The sequence below is a fragment of the Pseudomonas sp. 3-2 genome (assembly GCF_019710535.1).
GTDB lineage: Bacteria > Pseudomonadota > Gammaproteobacteria > Pseudomonadales > Pseudomonadaceae > Aquipseudomonas > Aquipseudomonas pharyngis.
Genome location: NZ_CP081200.1, coordinates 2,262,907 through 2,278,867, shown reverse-complemented (window position 1 = coordinate 2,278,867; position 15,961 = coordinate 2,262,907). Strand labels below are relative to the sequence as shown.

General features: G+C 55.1%; 14 protein-coding genes, 1 tRNA gene and 1 pseudogene. 7 read left to right on the top strand and 9 right to left on the bottom strand.

Annotated elements, in window-relative coordinates; all coding sequences use genetic code 11:
• Nucleotides 1-15 precede the first annotated feature (15 nt).
• Genes K3819_RS10360 through K3819_RS29410 form a run of 3 tightly spaced genes read right to left on the bottom strand, consistent with a single transcriptional unit; the run spans nt 16 to nt 2,123 of the window.
• Nucleotides 16-708, bottom strand: a complete 693-nt coding sequence (locus tag K3819_RS10360; protein WP_221399165.1) for a hypothetical protein — start codon at nt 706-708, stop codon at nt 16-18.
• On the bottom strand, nt 701-1,654 hold the full coding sequence (locus K3819_RS10355) for a hypothetical protein (RefSeq protein WP_221399164.1): 954 nt from the start codon (nt 1,652-1,654) through the stop codon (nt 701-703). The genes K3819_RS10360 and K3819_RS10355 overlap by 8 nt, the downstream gene beginning before the upstream one ends.
• 13 nt (nt 1,655-1,667) lie before the next feature.
• Nucleotides 1,668-2,123, bottom strand: a complete 456-nt coding sequence (locus K3819_RS29410) for a hypothetical protein (RefSeq protein WP_260329048.1) — start codon at nt 2,121-2,123, stop codon at nt 1,668-1,670.
• A 1,087-nt stretch (nt 2,124-3,210) separates the two neighbouring features.
• Here K3819_RS29410 and K3819_RS10345 point away from each other — a divergent pair.
• The 7 genes from K3819_RS10345 (at nt 3,211) to K3819_RS10315 (ending at nt 11,561) form a co-directional block, all read left to right on the top strand.
• A complete protein-coding gene (locus K3819_RS10345; RefSeq protein WP_221399163.1) occupies nt 3,211-4,476 on the top strand; it encodes an ABC-three component system protein in 1,266 nt (421 codons plus the stop codon).
• Entirely contained in the window at nt 4,473-4,961 is a 489-nt protein-coding gene (locus K3819_RS10340; RefSeq protein ID WP_221399162.1) for a three component ABC system middle component, read from the top strand. Before K3819_RS10345 ends, K3819_RS10340 begins: the two co-directional genes overlap by 4 nt.
• On the top strand, nt 4,958-6,922 hold the full coding sequence (locus tag K3819_RS10335; protein ID WP_221399161.1) for a DUF3732 domain-containing protein: 1,965 nt from the start codon (nt 4,958-4,960) through the stop codon (nt 6,920-6,922). The genes K3819_RS10340 and K3819_RS10335 overlap by 4 nt, the downstream gene beginning before the upstream one ends.
• A gap of 138 nt (nt 6,923-7,060) precedes the next feature.
• Nucleotides 7,061-7,522, top strand: coding sequence for a hypothetical protein (locus K3819_RS10330; protein ID WP_221399160.1), 462 nt, complete (start codon nt 7,061-7,063; stop codon nt 7,520-7,522).
• A gap of 92 nt (nt 7,523-7,614) precedes the next feature.
• Nucleotides 7,615-8,133 carry a hypothetical protein gene (locus K3819_RS10325; protein WP_221399159.1) on the top strand — a complete coding sequence of 173 codons (519 nt, stop codon included), beginning with the start codon at nt 7,615-7,617 and terminating at the stop codon, nt 8,131-8,133.
• Nucleotides 8,134-8,422: 289 nt separating this feature from the next.
• Nucleotides 8,423-10,153, top strand: a complete 1,731-nt coding sequence (locus K3819_RS10320; protein ID WP_221399158.1) for an ATP-dependent endonuclease — start codon at nt 8,423-8,425, stop codon at nt 10,151-10,153.
• Nucleotides 10,143-11,561 (top strand): UvrD-helicase domain-containing protein, encoded by a 1,419-nt coding sequence (locus K3819_RS10315; protein ID WP_221399157.1) that lies wholly within the window; start codon nt 10,143-10,145, stop codon nt 11,559-11,561. The genes K3819_RS10320 and K3819_RS10315 overlap by 11 nt, the downstream gene beginning before the upstream one ends.
• Before the next feature lie 145 nt (nt 11,562-11,706).
• Here the strand turns inward: K3819_RS10315 and K3819_RS10310 are convergent.
• The 6 genes and pseudogenes from K3819_RS10310 to ihfA all read right to left on the bottom strand — a co-directional run.
• Nucleotides 11,707-11,901 (bottom strand): annotated as a pseudogene (locus tag K3819_RS10310) (transposase); the annotation flags it as partial.
• Between the two features lie 161 nt (nt 11,902-12,062).
• Nucleotides 12,063-13,415: a hypothetical protein gene (locus K3819_RS10305; RefSeq protein ID WP_221399156.1), complete on the bottom strand. Its 1,353-nt coding sequence runs from the start codon at nt 13,413-13,415 to the stop codon at nt 12,063-12,065.
• 55 nt (nt 13,416-13,470) lie between these two features.
• Nucleotides 13,471-14,853 carry a hypothetical protein gene (locus K3819_RS10300; protein ID WP_221399155.1) on the bottom strand — a complete coding sequence of 461 codons (1,383 nt, stop codon included), beginning with the start codon at nt 14,851-14,853 and terminating at the stop codon, nt 13,471-13,473.
• 301 nt (nt 14,854-15,154) lie between these two features.
• Nucleotides 15,155-15,231: transfer RNA gene (locus K3819_RS10295), tRNA-Pro, on the bottom strand.
• 89 nt (nt 15,232-15,320) lie between these two features.
• Complete coding sequence (locus K3819_RS10290; protein WP_003179985.1) at nt 15,321-15,677, bottom strand: MerR family transcriptional regulator; 357 nt, start codon at nt 15,675-15,677, stop codon at nt 15,321-15,323.
• A complete protein-coding gene (ihfA, locus tag K3819_RS10285; protein ID WP_002553164.1) occupies nt 15,658-15,960 on the bottom strand; it encodes an integration host factor subunit alpha in 303 nt (100 codons plus the stop codon). The genes K3819_RS10290 and ihfA overlap by 20 nt, the downstream gene beginning before the upstream one ends.
• Nucleotide 15,961: the final 1 nt, after the last annotated feature.

Sequence of the window (15,961 nt, the reverse complement as noted above, 5' to 3'; positions counted from 1 at the left end):
TTGGTCGTCCCTTGCTCACGAAAAGCACATGATCAGGGGATTGATCGCCTCAGGCTTGAACAAGCGGATGCCCTGCTCCACCAGCCAAGTCCCGACCGGCCACACCACTTGGATAACCATCAGCAGTGTGAAGCCCAGGAATGCCCTCAAGAGATATTCATGAGTCATCTTGATCCCGGTGATTTTTCTGTTCACGAGTGAGTAGTTACAAAGGACCGCTATTGATAGCTGTTTGGCCAGAGCCGCTTTGGGACTGTCTTTTTTCCAGCTCGCGGCGATTTCACCAGGCCCAAGCTGAGTAAACCCAGATACCTTTAATGTGCTGAATGCCCATGCGCCGGCGCGCAGCAAATACGTAACTGCCCAGGCGAAAACGAAGAGCCCAGTGAAGCCAAGCACCTTACTCAATTTGTCATTCCAAAGGCTTGGCAACAGGGAGACCAAGACAGGAATAAGTGCCGTTATGGCGGCAAGGTAAATGCCGGCTTTGGCATCAGCACCCTTTCGTCGATCAACCTCAGCATCAAAAAGGCGGCGCGACTCATCAAGCGCAACCTCGCTGTCCTTCGACCAATTCCCCTGCCTTACCGATGTCGCGATGCTACGCATCCATTCATCATCAGCAGCTTTTTGTGCTGGAGACAGATCGATCACAACCGGCCATGTCAACCGTATTACTCGGTTCAACCGCCCCCACCCATCAGCCATGAGAAATTCCGACTAGATTGTCCACAATAGCGGAAGCGATTGGGTACCCGGTTAAATTCTCAATCCATGCCCACTGGCCGTTCGGGTTGATTTCCAGGAACCACAGTTTGCCTTGTCGGTCGCAGATCAAATCGATTGCCCCGTATCGCAGTCCTAGACGCGAGACGAGCTCTAGGCACTGCCGTTCGATCTCGACAGGTAGATTGATTTTCTCGTGCCGTAAATCTGGCCTGCTGCCCTGGCGCCAGTCGACCTCGGTCTCGCTGTGCTCCTGCGACCAAATCGCAGTGGCGAAGAGGCGCTCGCCTACTACGGTGACCCTGACGTCATATTTTTTCACAACCTCGGCCTGGACAATGAAAGGTGTCAACGCCATCGCTCTTGCCTGACCGTCGTCCAAGGTATCGAGGCGCTTGGTGAAGATGACACGTTCGCGTTCGCCAGCCAAAACGGCCTGGCGCAACGGCTTGCCAATGGCTTGATCAACCTGGGTAATCTGACGCGCTGATCGAATGTCGTTGGTGATAACTACGGCCGGCACATTAAAGCCAATCTCGTGAGCCATCAACAGCTGAAGGGGCTTGTCCTCGGCGTTGAAAATCCTGGCAGGTGCATTCAGCCAGCAGGCATCCAGACGCGTATAGAGACTCTTTAAAAAGCTGCTCCATTCGGCTTCGATGTAGGCTCGCTCTCCCGGATCGACCACCTCATCAGGCACGATAGGGGCGCCAGGCCGGCGGAAGTAGGCGCCCGTCACTTGGTCGCCACGGATGGTTTTGCCATCCAGCGTAATTGACCACGCTGTACGAGGATGACTATCCATGGTGCACAAGGATTGTGGGAGCAACTCCGTGTTCACGCGAAAGTATGGAGTGTTACGACGACGCACCTCGGCGACAATGTAGTCCATCGTGATATCACGACGGTTGGTAACCAATAACAACATGAGCGTCTCCCCATCAGCCTTCGTAGTACCGGGTATCCAGTCCGAAGGTGGGATCGCCATTGTCGTCGTGCTCCAGTTGGAGATTGGTCTTGGTGATCAACTCAAGGATATAAGTGGCTTCGCAGCGGTCGTCACGTTCGGTAGTCGAATCGGTCTTGGTCACGAGCTGAAGGAGATGGTTTGCTTCCCGAGTGTGCTCGTCATCGCTTTCGACGTTCTGGGCAGTCTTCGTCATCAGCTCCAATTGCCAGGTAGCCTCATCATCCTGCTCAGCATTTACCTTCGTCTTGGTGAGGAGCTCGCTTAGCGCCCCTTGCGCGATGATAGGCTTTATGCCCTCCGCGGTATCGACAACCCACATGTCAAGGGCAGCAGAGTAGTAGCCTGGGATCTTCTCCTCACCAGTTCGCGTCGTAGCGCCACCCGCCAGAAAAGGCGAGGACACCAACGTCTTTTCCACTGCACCCATACGTCGAACCTCCTGTTGACCTGTCGCGCCAGCGCGGCGGGTAGCTGACAGTACCATCAGGCCATCATGACGGTAAATATGAACGATCGGGATAGTGGCTGCGTACCTCAACCGCCATCCCTGGAGGGATGCCTTTAGCTCTTGCCAAGCGAGCGAACAACATGGTTTTAGATTCGCAGAGACGTGGGTCGTCCGCGGTTAGGCCCCGCGCAGGATCCGCTCAAGCAAGTGCAGAAGCAAAGACGTGATCACCCAATTTCGCAGGCCGTGCAAGAACACGTTTGCGACGGTCTTGCTGTTGGCACTGGCGTCGAATTGACCTATTGGCCGATGCCATGATGTTCCAACAGCAATCCGCAAAAAAAAGCAGTGGTAACGGTTCATAAGGTAGAAGCTTGAATCAATAAGGTTTCAGCCACTAGGTCAATGCTGTGCTGGCTGGCAATAACATCTGCGGCTAAGAATCGAGTAGACGGGGTACATGTAACCCGTGGTAAAAACGATTCCCCCTTTTTTAATGCTCCCAGCGACAGTTTCCATCTTAAAAACTGGTAGCTCCGAACAGAGTCTGCCCTTTAGGCGAATCACAGCTACGGGCGCCGACGGCAGAATGCCATCACGCCTGGAACAAGTGATTGCCTTGTGCTACCACTCGAGTCAGAATGTGCGCAAAGGAGTTTCGGTTAGGTCACGTTGAACATGGAAAGGATGCCAGCAAGAGCGCAAAGCCCAAGGGTAATCCTCGCCCTAGGTGTATCCGTCGCAGCGCCGCTCATCTCGCGCCTCCCCACCGGCATCAAACATCGCGCCACGACTTCCCGCTGCAAAAGCACTAACAACCGAATTCCTTTCACTCCAGCGGCCTATTCCCTCACACAAGGGAGCTATAGGATCCCACGCGAATCTTTCCTTGTGCCGGCGTCGTCTCCACACGCTTACCCGGCACCATCAAGCTTTCACTCGCAAGATATGGTGGCTTCGTGGGCAAGCGCTCGCCTCAGCGCTCGCACTCATTCAGACATAATAGCCAACCACACACATCAGGCGTTGTTTGCGGCATGTACGACCTTGGAGCATGGGCTGAATTATGAGTTCTGTAGCAAGCAACGATTCCGCAGACCAAAAGAAAGATTGCGACCCCTACAGCGCCGGGGAACAGGGATTGGGCTACATCTTCCAACCCCGCTTTGCGCTGTACCAGGCATTAGAGCTTCCAGAGGACACCGCGATCCTCATCGAGAAGGAAGATGACCTCGACTTCCTGGAGTCCTCTGGAAAGAAGACACTGGCCTCTCTCAAGCACAAGGCTGTTGGTGAACGCCTGACTGACCTATCTGTCGACTTCTGGAAGTCGGTCAATATCTGGCTAACTCGTTACCAGGCCAATGGGCGGGTTGAGTCTGACTATCAGTTTTTTCTGTTCACCACCTCGTCCGTCGCACCGGATTCATTCTTGAAATTCTTTCTGTACGGCGCCAATACAACGGAGGCTCAGCCCAGCCTTTGGCAACTGACAGAGAACACGCTCGCCACCAGCAAAGCGAAATCGTTCACCAAGATCAAGGAGTTGCTCTCGAAGCTGACAGCGCTGGAAAAAGAGGACTTCGTATCGAGAATCACGATTATTGACAGCACACCTCGGATTGGCGATCTCCCAGCACTCATCAAGGCCCAGAAAATGCGGCCAATCCGTGCTGAGCACAGAGATGCAGTCTTTGAGCGCCTGGAGGGATGGTGGAATGACCTGATCATCCAGATGCTCTGCGAGCCGCAGAGCGAGCCCGCATATGCCCGGGACGTTTCTGAGAAGCTGTTCAACTTCAGTGAAGAGTACAAGGATGACAATCTTCCGATCACCTTCGAGGACGCGATCCCCAAATCCCCCATTGATGTGAGCATCGATAATCGGCTTTTCGTAAGTCAACTACGTGAGTTGAAACTGAGCCCCAGCCGCATTCGAAATGCGATCCTGGACTACTACCGAGCATTTGAGCAGCGCTCAGCCTGGGCGAGGCAGCGCTTGGTGGGCTCTGAAGAGATCATGAAGTATGAACGCCGGCTGACGAATGAGTGGGAGCGCACCAAAGATGTCCTATTCGACGATGATGTACTCGGTGCGTCAATCGAGGACTGTTCTGACCCGGAACTGATTGCCGTTGCCAAGAAGCTGTATACCTGGGCTGAGACAGAAGCCCAGAAGCTTGATCACCTGAAAATCCGGGCACGTGTGACAGAGCCTTACGTACTTCGCGGCAGTTTTCAGATTCTCGCTAACAAGCGCCCCTATCCCACCGTTTACTGGCATCCACAGCTTCTGGATCGCCTATCCAAGGCTGCTGGAGAGACCGAATGATTCGCTGGGATGAGCGTCCGTTTGAGACCAAAAATTTGTTCAACCCTGCCTTTTGCGCGGTAGTCCTGTTGCGTGCGCTCAAGGCCTATGCGGTGGTAGAGCCCAAGGGTATGCCCTTTTCGATGTCACTGCTTGTATTGCCGCTGAGCCTCCACCAGGAATCTCGAAGCGCGCTGCTCAAGCACTACAAGGGCTACTTGCTCAAAACGGTGGAAACCTACCCCCAGATGCAAATCGGACTGGCAGAGAGGGTAACTGAAATGCTGCCGTTCACTTTCGAGGCATTTGCGTTGGCGCACTACACCGATTGCTTCGAGGTCACCCCGTTGGGACGACTCCTCCCGAAAGCCAGGAGGATTAAAGCAGACATCGAAGGCACCGAGGAAACAGTGGCGTGCCAACGTGCAGCGGCTCTGTTGGGGAGAGAGTTCGCCAAGATTGCAGACAGGGTTACGGTGTACACCGCTTTTGGAATTCGACCATGAAAATCAGCTCCATCCACGTATACAGCCACGATGGCCAGCGCCGCGATGTCAACTTCGAAGTCGACGGACTCAACATCATTACGGGCCGCTCGTCGACAGGTAAATCCGCCCTTTCGGACATCATCGAATACTGCATGGGCCAATCCAACTTCAACGTTTCGGATGGTGTTATCCAGGACAAGGTATCCTGGTTCGCAGTGATCTATCAATTTCCGGACGTGCAGGTCATGGTGGCGAAACCGGCCCCACGGGCAGGCGGCGCGAGCTGCAGCCTGGCCATGACCCGTACCGGGGAGTTCGTGCAGCCCCTTGAGTTTTCCGAGCTAGTGGTCAACACGGACGACGTCGCCGTCACCTCGTTGCTGTCACGCCAACTTGGCATTCCGGAAAACCGCACAGAGGTGGCGGAGGAGCACACGCGTAACAGCTACGAAGCCTCCATCAAGCATTCGTACTACTACCTCTTCCAAAGGCAGGGCCTGGTCACCAACAAGGATCAGCTTTTCTATCGCCAGAACGAGCCGTTCCAACCCCAGGCGATCAGAGATACGCTTCCCATCCTGCTGGGCGCGTCAACCAATGAGCGATACGAGCTGCAAACTAGGCTGCGGACAGCTCAGCGAGACCTGAGGGCTCAGACAAAGCTGCTGGAGCAGGCGAAGCAAGCCGTGGGCAACAACCGAAACCAGGCCATCGCACTGCTGACTGAAGCCAAGGCGGTAGGAATACTCCCTCAAGAGTCCCCCATTGGGGAGGTCGAGGAGATCATTGCTGCCCTCAAAACGGCAGCGCATTGGACTCCCGCCAAACCGCACGCTCAGCCTGAGGACAAGGTACCCAAATTGGAGACTGAGCTGGCCAAACTGAGGAAAACCAAACGCGAGATCAAATCCAAAATTGAGGCCGGCCAGATATTCGAACGGCGTGCCGGCGGCTTCCAGAGCGAGGCATCGGAACACATCGACCGCCTCTTATCCATCAAGTCACTTCCGAAGAATGCAACAACAGGCGAATGGCAGTGGCCTTTCGCCGAAAAGAATCTGGCCATGGAAACCCCCATAGCCCAAGCGCTCATCGGCGAACTGGCGTCCCTGGAAGCAGAAATGCAGACGGTGATGGGCCAACGTCCGCAGATTCAGGGCTACCTGGCGGAGGAAAACCAACGCCTTCAGGACACAAGCAAGTCAATTGTCGAGAAGGAAGCGGAGCTGACAGCCGCCATCGCCGCCAATACGATGCTGATGAACGCACAGAAGCAAAGCGACGCAGCCAGGTATGTGGTGGGGCGCATCAGCTTTTTCCTTGAGGGCTTCGTCCCAGACAATTCGCTAAAACGGCAAGAGGCTGACTATCGCCGTCGGGAAATGCGCGTACAGGAACTTGAAAAGGCACTGGCAGATGTTGATGTGGAAGACCGCCTTGCGTCGATCATGAACAGCATCTCGGCACAGTTCAATCTGTACAACAAACGCTTCGAATCTGAATTCAGTGCCTACCCTGCCCGATTCGACCTGAAGAAGCTGACCATCATTTTTGACCGCCCCGAGCGTTCTGTGCCCATGGCTCGGACAGGCGGCGGCGAAAACTACCTGGCCTACCATCTCTCCGCGCTGCTCGCTCTGCATTGGTACTGCGCCAAGAGCAATCGACCCATGCCGCGCTTCTTGTTGATCGATCAGCCGACCCAAGTGTATTTCCCCTCAGAGGAATCCTACAAAGCGGTCGACGGTACGGTATTGAACACCGAGCAATCCGATGCCGATATGGACTCGGTACGCAAGCTGTTCAATCTGCTATACCAGTTCACGGTCGAAGACGTACCAGGCTTCCAGATCATCATCACGGAGCATGCAAATCTACGGGATGACTGGTTCCAGAAGTCTCTCGTCGAGGCGCCCTGGAGCAAACCGCCGGCGTTGGTGCCTGAGGGCTGGCCATTCAAGAGCGAAGTGACGTCTTGACGAGCTGTTGAATGCGCCGTTCTTCTTGGCGATGGGTACCAAATGCATCCACTTGAGTTGCATCGGACCTAGGCAAAAACGGAAGCTGGAGTGAGTCCTGGCCCCTCGTGCCAGGACAGCCTTCCACCAGGAGTTGCCATGACCCGTCTACGCTTCATCCCCATTCAACTTACACGCTACCCACACACGAACGAAGCGCTGTTCGCCATTGCCCTATGGCCCGTATTGTTCGCGATCGGCTGCTGGCGAACGCCACAAATCGCCCAGTTCCTGAACTCTCAGGGGGTTGAGATCAGCATGCTGCAGGTCTTTCTGGCGGGCTTTGGCGCCTACCTGTTTCTGCTCGGTAAGCACCGCGTCTTCAACCACCGCTATTTCGAGCACCACGCAGTCGATATTGCCTGGTACCGTCAACTGCGCGAGGTTGGTCAGGACATGGTTGCAGCAGGCCTGGCTGGCACTGATGCGCATAGGGCCGTGACGAGCGAGATGGTCCAGCTCCGCAAGCAATTGGGCTTTTTGGTCGATGCAGATAACTTCTATCGCAAGCTGAAAGTCTTGATCCGGGTAATGAGCTGGCTGCGTGGTAAGTTCAAATAACTCAGTCATTTTCCCCCTGTAAAGTACAGTCCGGGTTCGCAGCAGAGAGTCCGGCATTTTCGGTACAAGATAAGGATGTTGGAGTACACGTCATGACCATCGAACTAAACACCAAAGCCATCAGAGGGCTCACCCGTCTCGCGCTTCCAGCTGACGATGGTTACATCTATCGGCTTGGGGTCGCGCTGTACGGCTTTGCTTCCCTCAGCAGCTTCATGGCCGAGCTCGCTCACCATATGGATCCGCTCGTGAACCGCGCTGAGCTTCAGGCAAGAACGGGCGGCGAGATCCTCAGCGAATTCCGCAAGTGCGTAAAGAAAACTAAGGCAACAAAACCGGCGGTCGGGCCTATTGGCCGCGCCGCCGCTGACATGTTCCAAGCACTAAACACCCGGCGTTCGGACATCATGCATGCCTACCCGATCACCAACCAAGCCAGGCAGCAAATTCTGCACCGTCGGCTGGACAAGAAAAATCGCTACTTCGAGGTCACCAACGAGATACTGGAGGAGTTCATCTGCAAGCTACATGACGTGAGCAGCTTGCTGTATGACATTCGCGCCATCATGAAGCCAGAGCTTGGCGACCGAGCAGCAGCTGCTAAGCAGTGAGTAACCTGGATGCGTGCCCAGAAGCCTTGCACGCGGATAGCTTCAAGCTTGGCTTCCTGGCTAAAGTGGGATGTTACGCAGCAAACCCAGCCGCTAAAGGCATCCCAGCCCCTAAGCTGCTTGTTATCGCTTCAATTGCCACTCCAACCAAATGGCATGAAAGCAAGCTGGCTACCGTCCAGGAATGAAATCTGATGTGACGTCTCATCACGTGCACCTGTGCTGACTCGAAATCTAGCTATGATCAAAGCGAAGCGGCATCGGGCAGATCAGCGCAGGGACCTACTATATGGCAAGGATTCGTCGGCTCCAGATCCAAAACTTTCGCTCTATTCAGAACTTGGACTGGACACCCTCACCCGGCTTCAATTGCTTGATCGGCCCTGGCGATAGCGGAAAGTCCAGTATTCTTGATGCCATCGATCTTTGCCTCGGCGCCCGACGCAACGCGCCTTTCGGCGACACCGATTTCTACCAGCTGGATGTTGCACAGCCGATCCTGATCACGGTGACGCTGGGTGGCCTACCTGATGACCTGATCAACCTTGACAGTTATGGCGATTTCCTGCGCGGCTTCGATCACATGAACCGAACGCTAGAAGATGAGCCGCGTTTCGGTATCGAAACCGTACTGACCCTGCAACTCAAGGTCGAGAGTGATCTGGAACCTTCCTGGCGGCTCTATTCTGACCGGGCGAGCCAGCAGGGCATTGAGCGAAACCTGGCCTGGAAGGATCGAGCACGCATCTCCCCCGCTCGCATCGGAAGCTATGCCAACACCAACCTGTCGTGGAGCCGTAACTCCATCCTCAGCCGATTGACCGAAGAGCGGCCTGCGCTCGGTGGTGCCTTGGCAGAGGCCGCACGAGACGCTCGGAACGGTTTCGGTGTACAAGCAGGAGCTCAGCTTCAGCGGCCTCTGGAGATTGTGACGCAGACCGCCAACTATCTCGGCGTACCCGTTGGTGCAGCCGCCCAAGCATTGTTGGATGCCCATGCAGTCTCGATCGGTGATGGCGCCATTGCCCTGCACAACGACCAGGGCATTCCTCTACGATCGCTCGGCACCGGATCGTCTCGCTTGCTGGTAGCGGGCCTTCAACGCCAGGTCGCACAGGCAGCCTCCATAGCATTGGTGGATGAGGTGGAGTACGGCCTGGAACCCCATCGTTTGATTCGTTTCATGGACTCCCTGGGCGCCAAGGACACACCGGAACCCCTCCAGGTTTTCCTGACCACCCACTCGCCTGTTGCCCTGCGAGAATTGTCAGGACACCAACTCTTCGTGGTTCGTCCACGACAGGCCCATCACGAGGTTCTCCAGGCCGGGATATCCGATGATGTACAAGGCACGCTCCGGGCTGATCCCGAGGCCTTTCTGGCCAAACGCATCGTGGTCTGTGAAGGTGCCAGTGAAGTGGGTCTGATGCGCGGCCTGGACCAATACTGGGGCACCCTCGGCAGGCCTTCCTTCCTGGCGCTGGGCGGGGCCTATGTCAACGTCAACGGCGGCAGCCCTGATAACTGCTACACGCGTGGCTCCGCGCTGCTCAGTCTCGGGTACCAGGTGCTTGTGATCGTCGATGCGGACAAGTCCGTAACTGCTGCAATCCAGCAAGCTTTCCATATGGCTCATGGACAGTCCGCGACATGGGGGCAAGGACGTGCCCTGGAAGACGAACTATTCGCCTGCTTGCCGGACACGGCCCTTGATAGATTGCTTGAAAAAGCTATTGAGGTGCGTGACCGAGAGCTGGTAGCTGGCCACATACGTGATCGTTCACAGAACACCTTGGCACTCGATCAGATTGAAGCATTTCGAGCGCAAGGGGTGCCTTATGCACCAGGTACTCGAAGCTATCTAGGACTTGCCTCACGCATTCGCAAAAATGGCTGGTTCAAGTCAGTGACAACCTACGAGTTCATCGCCAAGCACATCATTGGCCCGAACCTGCAGGCGTCTCATCCCGACCTCCTAACGACTATCAACCGGATCAGGGACTGGATTCATGCCGCCTGAGATCGCGCTGTTCGATTTTCCAAGAGGGTCGATAACCGCGCCGGCAGGCTGCGGTAAAACGCAGCTGATTACAGACACGTTGATTCAGCATACGGGGCCCAAACCCATTCTGGTTCTGACCCACACCAATGCCGGTGTCGCGGCCCTGCGCGCTCGCATGGCACGTGCAAGGGTGCCGCCCGCCTCATTTCGCATTGCAACGCTTGATGGCTTCGCCATGAAGCTGATTGGCAAATTTCCCGCCCGAAGCGGGCACAATCCAGCGATCATGCAGTTGGCCAATCGCGCCGCTGACTATCCTGCAATCCGGGCAGCGGCTATCGTGCTGCTGAGTGGGCAACACTTGGATCAGGTCTTGCGCTCAACCTACTCGCACCTTTTGGTCGACGAGTACCAGGACTGCAACCAGGCGCAACACGCCATCGTCACTTGGCTCGCCGCGAGCTTGCCCACCTATGTCCTGGGCGATCCCATGCAGGCCATTTTCGACATCGCGCAGAATCGCCTGGTCGACTGGAACACCGATGTCCTTCCACACTTCCCCAGGATTGGCGCCCTGGCCACGCCTTGGCGATGGCGCCTCGCCCATGCGGAGAACCTGGGGCTCTGGCTGCTTCAGATGAGAGAGCTGCTGGAAGCCGGTCACCCAGTCGATCTGGCTGCAGCGCCCCACGAAGTTCAATGGATACACATCCACCCAGCCAATGCCGACGCGCAACGACGAAACGCTGCATTGACCCCGCTGCAAAACGGAGAGTCGGCGCTGATCATAGGGGATGCCAGAAACACGGCAGGCAGGCAGCGTCTGACAAGCCAGACACCAGGTGCAACGACGGTAGAGGCTGTGGATTTGCCAGACCTCATCACCTTCGCTCAGAGCTTCGAGCTGGCAGGGCCAATGGCGCTGAGCCAGATTGCCAATTTCGCCGCGAGCGTGATGACAGGTGTGGGAGCCACTGCTTACCTCGCTCGGGTCGAAACCATACGTAATGGTCGCAACCGCACCCCACCAACAATCGCTGAGTTCGTCGCGGTGACCTACCTGGCAACCCCCAGTTTTGCAGGTGTGATCGACCTCCTACAGCAGCTCTCCCAGCAGCAGGATTGCCGCGTATATCGCCCGGAAATCCTTCGCTGCTGTATCGCCGCGCTACGAATGGCCGCGTCCAATACACACACGTTCCGCGAATCAGCTATTCAGATTCGCGAGCGCAACCGCATGCAAGGGCGCCCATTGTCGCGCCGGGCAGTGGGCAGCACTTTGTTGCTGAAGGGACTGGAGGCGGATGTTGCGGTGATCTTGGAGCCTGAGCAGATGAACGCCCGAAATCTCTACGTTGCCATGACGCGTGGTGCGAAGAGGCTCATTGTCTGTAGTCAACACCCTATCCTGACGCCTCCCAGATAGCGCGATTTCACAAGGTTTGACAGGGAGCGATCGCATCCTATCGATTAGCCCGAAGCGAGATCCATACGGCAAGATCGGATGAAAAATACGCATCGCTCAAAATGGGCAGGCCCTGATGTTCGAAGACGACCCTGCGCAACAAATATTGCTGGAGGTGTGACCGAAGGCGGGAGCGTAGTTTGAGCATCAGGTCGAACGTGCCTTGGTTGCGCCAATCACGACAGCGTTGATAGACCGTTGACCAAGTGCCAAAACGCTCAGGCATGTCACGCCAGGCCGCACCGGAAGAGAGATCCCAGAGGATGCCATTGAGCATGAACCGATCATCGGCTTTGGGGCGCCTGCAATGGCGAGGCGCGATAAAAAAGTAGGGGATCAACGCTCAGGATTCGACTGCAATTTCGTTTAGCCATCAGAAACCTTCACCAGCTGAAGTAAGAATTCCATTGAATTCATAAATTTACGCTTTCCGAAATAGTTTCGCCTAATTCCGTACAGAGCCTAGGCTGCACATTTGCGGATATAGGCTTCGCTCAGTCGATGAGCAAGCTCGGTCAACCGCGTAAGTTTTTGCTCAAGCTCTTCGGTAAGCCAAGGAGAAACTAGGTTTCCATGCATGACGCTGTTTCTCACCTTCTGCCAGACATTGAGATGTTCTTTATCAATCACCCCGTTCTCTACCAAAGACTTGAGTCGATGAAGCACACCCTTATCCCGGGCGCCTCGCAGTGAAGTCATGAGCCTTTGGCGAAGCTTGTTATCTCCCTCCCATTCTTGGACATGCACTTCCAGGCTTCTGATGGACGCCTCCCAAGTGTCGATGTTTTCCTTGCCCGAGATAACAGACCTCACCGGAGGGAACATCAGATTTGCCACACCTTCGATGACACTGGCAAGTGTCATACACAGTACCCAGTGCGAGCCAGTCGTGGCCTGGGCAATTTCCTGGTAGTACTGAGTGAGCTGATGAAGTGCTAGATCCGGTGCGGCCTTGTTCTGTCCCGCTCGGATGATCATGGACAGGATCTGACCATATAGCTCCCAGAAGCGCTCACTGTGCCATCGCTGGTCTTTGGCTATCAATAACGATGAAACCTGGGCGTCTGCAGTGTGATCCGAGACATTGCGCAAGGCGATTAGCGCAGATCCATCACCCATGTTGCGGGCCGTCAGGCGCGGATGAATCAATTGACCAAAAAGAAGGTTGAGCGGCTCGCCGACCCAATTCTCTAGGAACACGCTGAAGCAGGGCTGAAATCCAGATGCTGTAATCCATAGCCTTTCATCACCCCAGCTACGATGGAAGGCGACTCTCCCTCCCTCAACCTCGATCTGGTGTTGTTGAGCTATCCTTTGCCTGGAAGTCGACTTGGGCGACTCTGCATTCTCGCGCAACGCTTTCCGGCTGAGCAGCGGAATAGGAATGCTCAGTTGCGCATCATAGATCACCTCCACCCCTGGCTCGGGATGTATCCTTGTCCCCGAGGCCATGGTCATGATTCCCTGAATGTTTCCTGAGAGCCGCCAGGTGCCCTTCGCAGTTTCACCGATCTGAACGTCCACCCAACCGCAGTTCCACTCTACTCCCTCATAATCAACCGCGAAGACTCTGAGCTGATCCAGATTGACGTATGGATTTTCGAACGCGAGCATGACGCGTTCAAGCGCCTTGGCTTCATCAGCCGGCGTCCCGTGCATCACAAATTCCATCTCAGTGCGTGACTTGATAGAGATGTGGCCAGGCCCGGTGAAAGAAGGTTCTTCTTGGTCGTAGCCTATAACCTGCATCAAGGGGCACTCGATGAGCAGTGGGAGATGTAAAAGTCGATGAGCCCAGCTATCTAAAGTTCGCATTCACTTTCCTGTGTAAGCAGAAGGTGGCGCTTTTCAGCACCATCCTTGACCGATCTCACCGAAGGGACTTTGCCGCTTTGTCCTGTTCCCAGTGGGTGATGTCTTCAACTTCGTTTGTCGCGTCGGATCCAAGCATCAGGGTCTGCCAGGGGAAGAGCCCCATCAAGTGTGGCACCCGCGCAAAGTCCTGTACTGTCTCGGCCCACTCGTAGCTGTCCTCAAATGGGTAGTAGTTGACCGCGTGTACGAAGACGCCAAGCACGGAGGTTTCAGAGGCATCATAGGCACTGATCTGGTCGACATTTTTGTCCCTGCGTAGCTTCTCGATCTCGATGCCGTCACGAGTCTCGAACCAGACGTGCACCACGCCAGCCCGATCGGGAGGAATTTGGCTCACGCCGTCGTTGACCAGGCTCTTGAAGTGCTTGGAGCGCAACGAGAGTGAGTTCTCATGGTCGCAGCGCCATTGGGCACCTACGCAACTGGCGACGTCTTTGACAAACATGTTGAGGATGTCGTCATTGGTTCCAGGGCGAATGACCCGACTTGCGACAGTCGCGACGTTGCGCTTTTCGTTGCTATCGATGTCACCGAACACAAGCAGCTCTTGTTGCGGGCTATTGGGCCTAACAGAGAAACTCCGGTAGTGGCGTTTGAGCCCGACCTTGTCGATTACGCGAATTTTCGCGGTAATGGCCTCAACCCTCACCCCTTGCTCATCTGCCTTGATGGCAAGGTTCACCACCTTGATTACATCCTCTACTGTGACATCTGATACCTGCTCATGGAATGTCAGATCAACGATGCTCCATGGTGCCGCTTTGAGCATGTAATGGCTCACCTGAGCCCAGATGTTGGCCCAAGCTTCCTCCTCGCCGAGCGAGTACTTTGTTTGTTTATCCGAGCGTTTACATTCAACGTAGAACTCCAGCTCACCTGATTTGACGAGCAAATCTGGCGACTTCTTTTTCCCGTTCGGCCACGTGATGCTGTTCTCTGGAATGAAGGCAACCTCGTAACCGTTTTTCAGGTAGAACGAGGCCGTCAGCAGCTCGAACAGCTGCGTTTCCGGGTTATTGTTGTTGGCCAACATCTTGTCTAGGACATCTCCAACGTTGGGCACGCTTCGGAGTTGCTCGGCAACGGCGCCGATGGCCATGGCGTAGGGAATGACTCGTCTACTGCAGTAAGCCGAATCACTGTAGGGAAAATCATAGGACAGGTACGATGCGAGGATGTACCAGTCGATATCATTTTCTGTCGGTATGAAAAGCTGCGGCTCGATCGGCAGCTTGATATCGAATTTCGATTCTTTGTCACGGATGCGCTTCACATAGGCGGCTTTGCGCTCAGCCCAGCTCTCTGACCCGAGCCTGTCGACCAGGAGTTGGTAAAAGGCTTTGGTTCTTGCTCGCTCAATCCGACTGACAACATCCATTGCGGTCTCTCCGTGTTGGGAGTCTGGAGAGTAACCGGAAAATACTGCTCTAGAGCCCAGTCAAAGTGTTTTTTGGAGAGAACGACCTTTGACTGTGTTTACAGACTTGCGACTTACCATGCCTTGCGGCGCGACTTAACATCAACCGCTCTCCAAATAGGACCCCGTTTAACAAGCGTCGAACGCCTCTCAAGTGGCACATCCACCGAGGTCCAAGATAACCGTGGGAGTAAATGTGGGAGTATTTTTCAGGCATGAAAAAGCCCAACCTTTTCAGATTGGGCTAAGTCATTGAATAATATGGTCGGGACGGAGTGATTCGAACACTCGACCCCTAGCACCCCATGCTAGTGCGCTACCGGACTGCGCTACGCCCCGACTAGGTTTGAAACTCGTTCTCCATCTCGAAGAACGCTCAAGAATATATCGCAAGCTTTTGAAAACTGGAAGTATTTAAAAGCAGGAAATTATTTCTTGAGAACCACCAGAACGTCTTCGAGCTCGGCGATCATCTGGCGGATCATTTGCTTGTATTGGGTGGTGTCGTCTTTGGCCTCATCACCGGACAGACGCAGACGTGCGCCGCCGATGGTGAACCCCTGATCGTAAAGGAGCGCGCGGATCTGCCGGATCATCAGCACGTCCTGGCGCTGATAATACCGGCGGTTTCCGCGGCGTTTGACGGGGTTGAGCTGAGGAAACTCCTGCTCCCAATAGCGCAGCACGTGTGGTTTTACTGCACACAGCTCGCTGACTTCACCAATGGTGAAGTAGCGTTTGCCCGGGATGACGGGTAGTTCGTCGTTATGACTTGGTTCCAGCATAAGCCTCAACTCGGGCCTTCAACTTCTGCCCTGGACGAAAGGTGACTACACGGCGAGCCGTGATCGGGATTTCTTCCCCCGTTTTCGGGTTGCGGCCAGGCCGCTGGCGTTTGTCCCGAAGGTCGAAATTGCCGAAACCCGACAATTTGACCTGCTCGTTGTCTTCGAGAGCGTGCCTGATTTCCTCGAAAAACAGCTCCACCAATTCCTTGGCTTCCCGCTTGTTCAGGCCCAGCTCTTCATACAGACGTTCCGCCATCTCAGCTTTCGTCAAAGCCCCCATA

Excerpts from the sequence above, each read along its gene's own strand:
- K3819_RS29410 (WP_260329048.1), bottom strand. The coding sequence starts at position 2,123 with ATGGGTGCAGTGGAAAAGACGTTGGTGTCCTCGCCTTTTCTGGCGGGT.
- K3819_RS10290 (WP_003179985.1), bottom strand. The coding sequence starts at position 15,677 with ATGCTGGAACCAAGTCATAACGACGAACTACCCGTCATCCCGGGCAAA.
- K3819_RS10300 (WP_221399155.1), bottom strand. The coding sequence starts at position 14,853 with ATGGATGTTGTCAGTCGGATTGAGCGAGCAAGAACCAAAGCCTTTTAC.
- K3819_RS10320 (WP_221399158.1), top strand. The coding sequence starts at position 8,423 with ATGGCAAGGATTCGTCGGCTCCAGATCCAAAACTTTCGCTCTATTCAG.
- K3819_RS10315 (WP_221399157.1), top strand. The coding sequence starts at position 10,143 with ATGCCGCCTGAGATCGCGCTGTTCGATTTTCCAAGAGGGTCGATAACC.
- ihfA (WP_002553164.1), bottom strand. The coding sequence starts at position 15,960 with ATGGGGGCTTTGACGAAAGCTGAGATGGCGGAACGTCTGTATGAAGAG.
- K3819_RS10330 (WP_221399160.1), top strand. The coding sequence starts at position 7,061 with ATGACCCGTCTACGCTTCATCCCCATTCAACTTACACGCTACCCACAC.
- K3819_RS10340 (WP_221399162.1), top strand. The coding sequence starts at position 4,473 with ATGATTCGCTGGGATGAGCGTCCGTTTGAGACCAAAAATTTGTTCAAC.
- K3819_RS10335 (WP_221399161.1), top strand. The coding sequence starts at position 4,958 with ATGAAAATCAGCTCCATCCACGTATACAGCCACGATGGCCAGCGCCGC.
- K3819_RS10355 (WP_221399164.1), bottom strand. The coding sequence starts at position 1,654 with ATGTTGTTATTGGTTACCAACCGTCGTGATATCACGATGGACTACATT.
- K3819_RS10360 (WP_221399165.1), bottom strand. The coding sequence starts at position 708 with ATGGCTGATGGGTGGGGGCGGTTGAACCGAGTAATACGGTTGACATGG.
- K3819_RS10345 (WP_221399163.1), top strand. The coding sequence starts at position 3,211 with ATGAGTTCTGTAGCAAGCAACGATTCCGCAGACCAAAAGAAAGATTGC.
- K3819_RS10325 (WP_221399159.1), top strand. The coding sequence starts at position 7,615 with ATGACCATCGAACTAAACACCAAAGCCATCAGAGGGCTCACCCGTCTC.
- K3819_RS10305 (WP_221399156.1), bottom strand. The coding sequence starts at position 13,415 with ATGCGAACTTTAGATAGCTGGGCTCATCGACTTTTACATCTCCCACTG.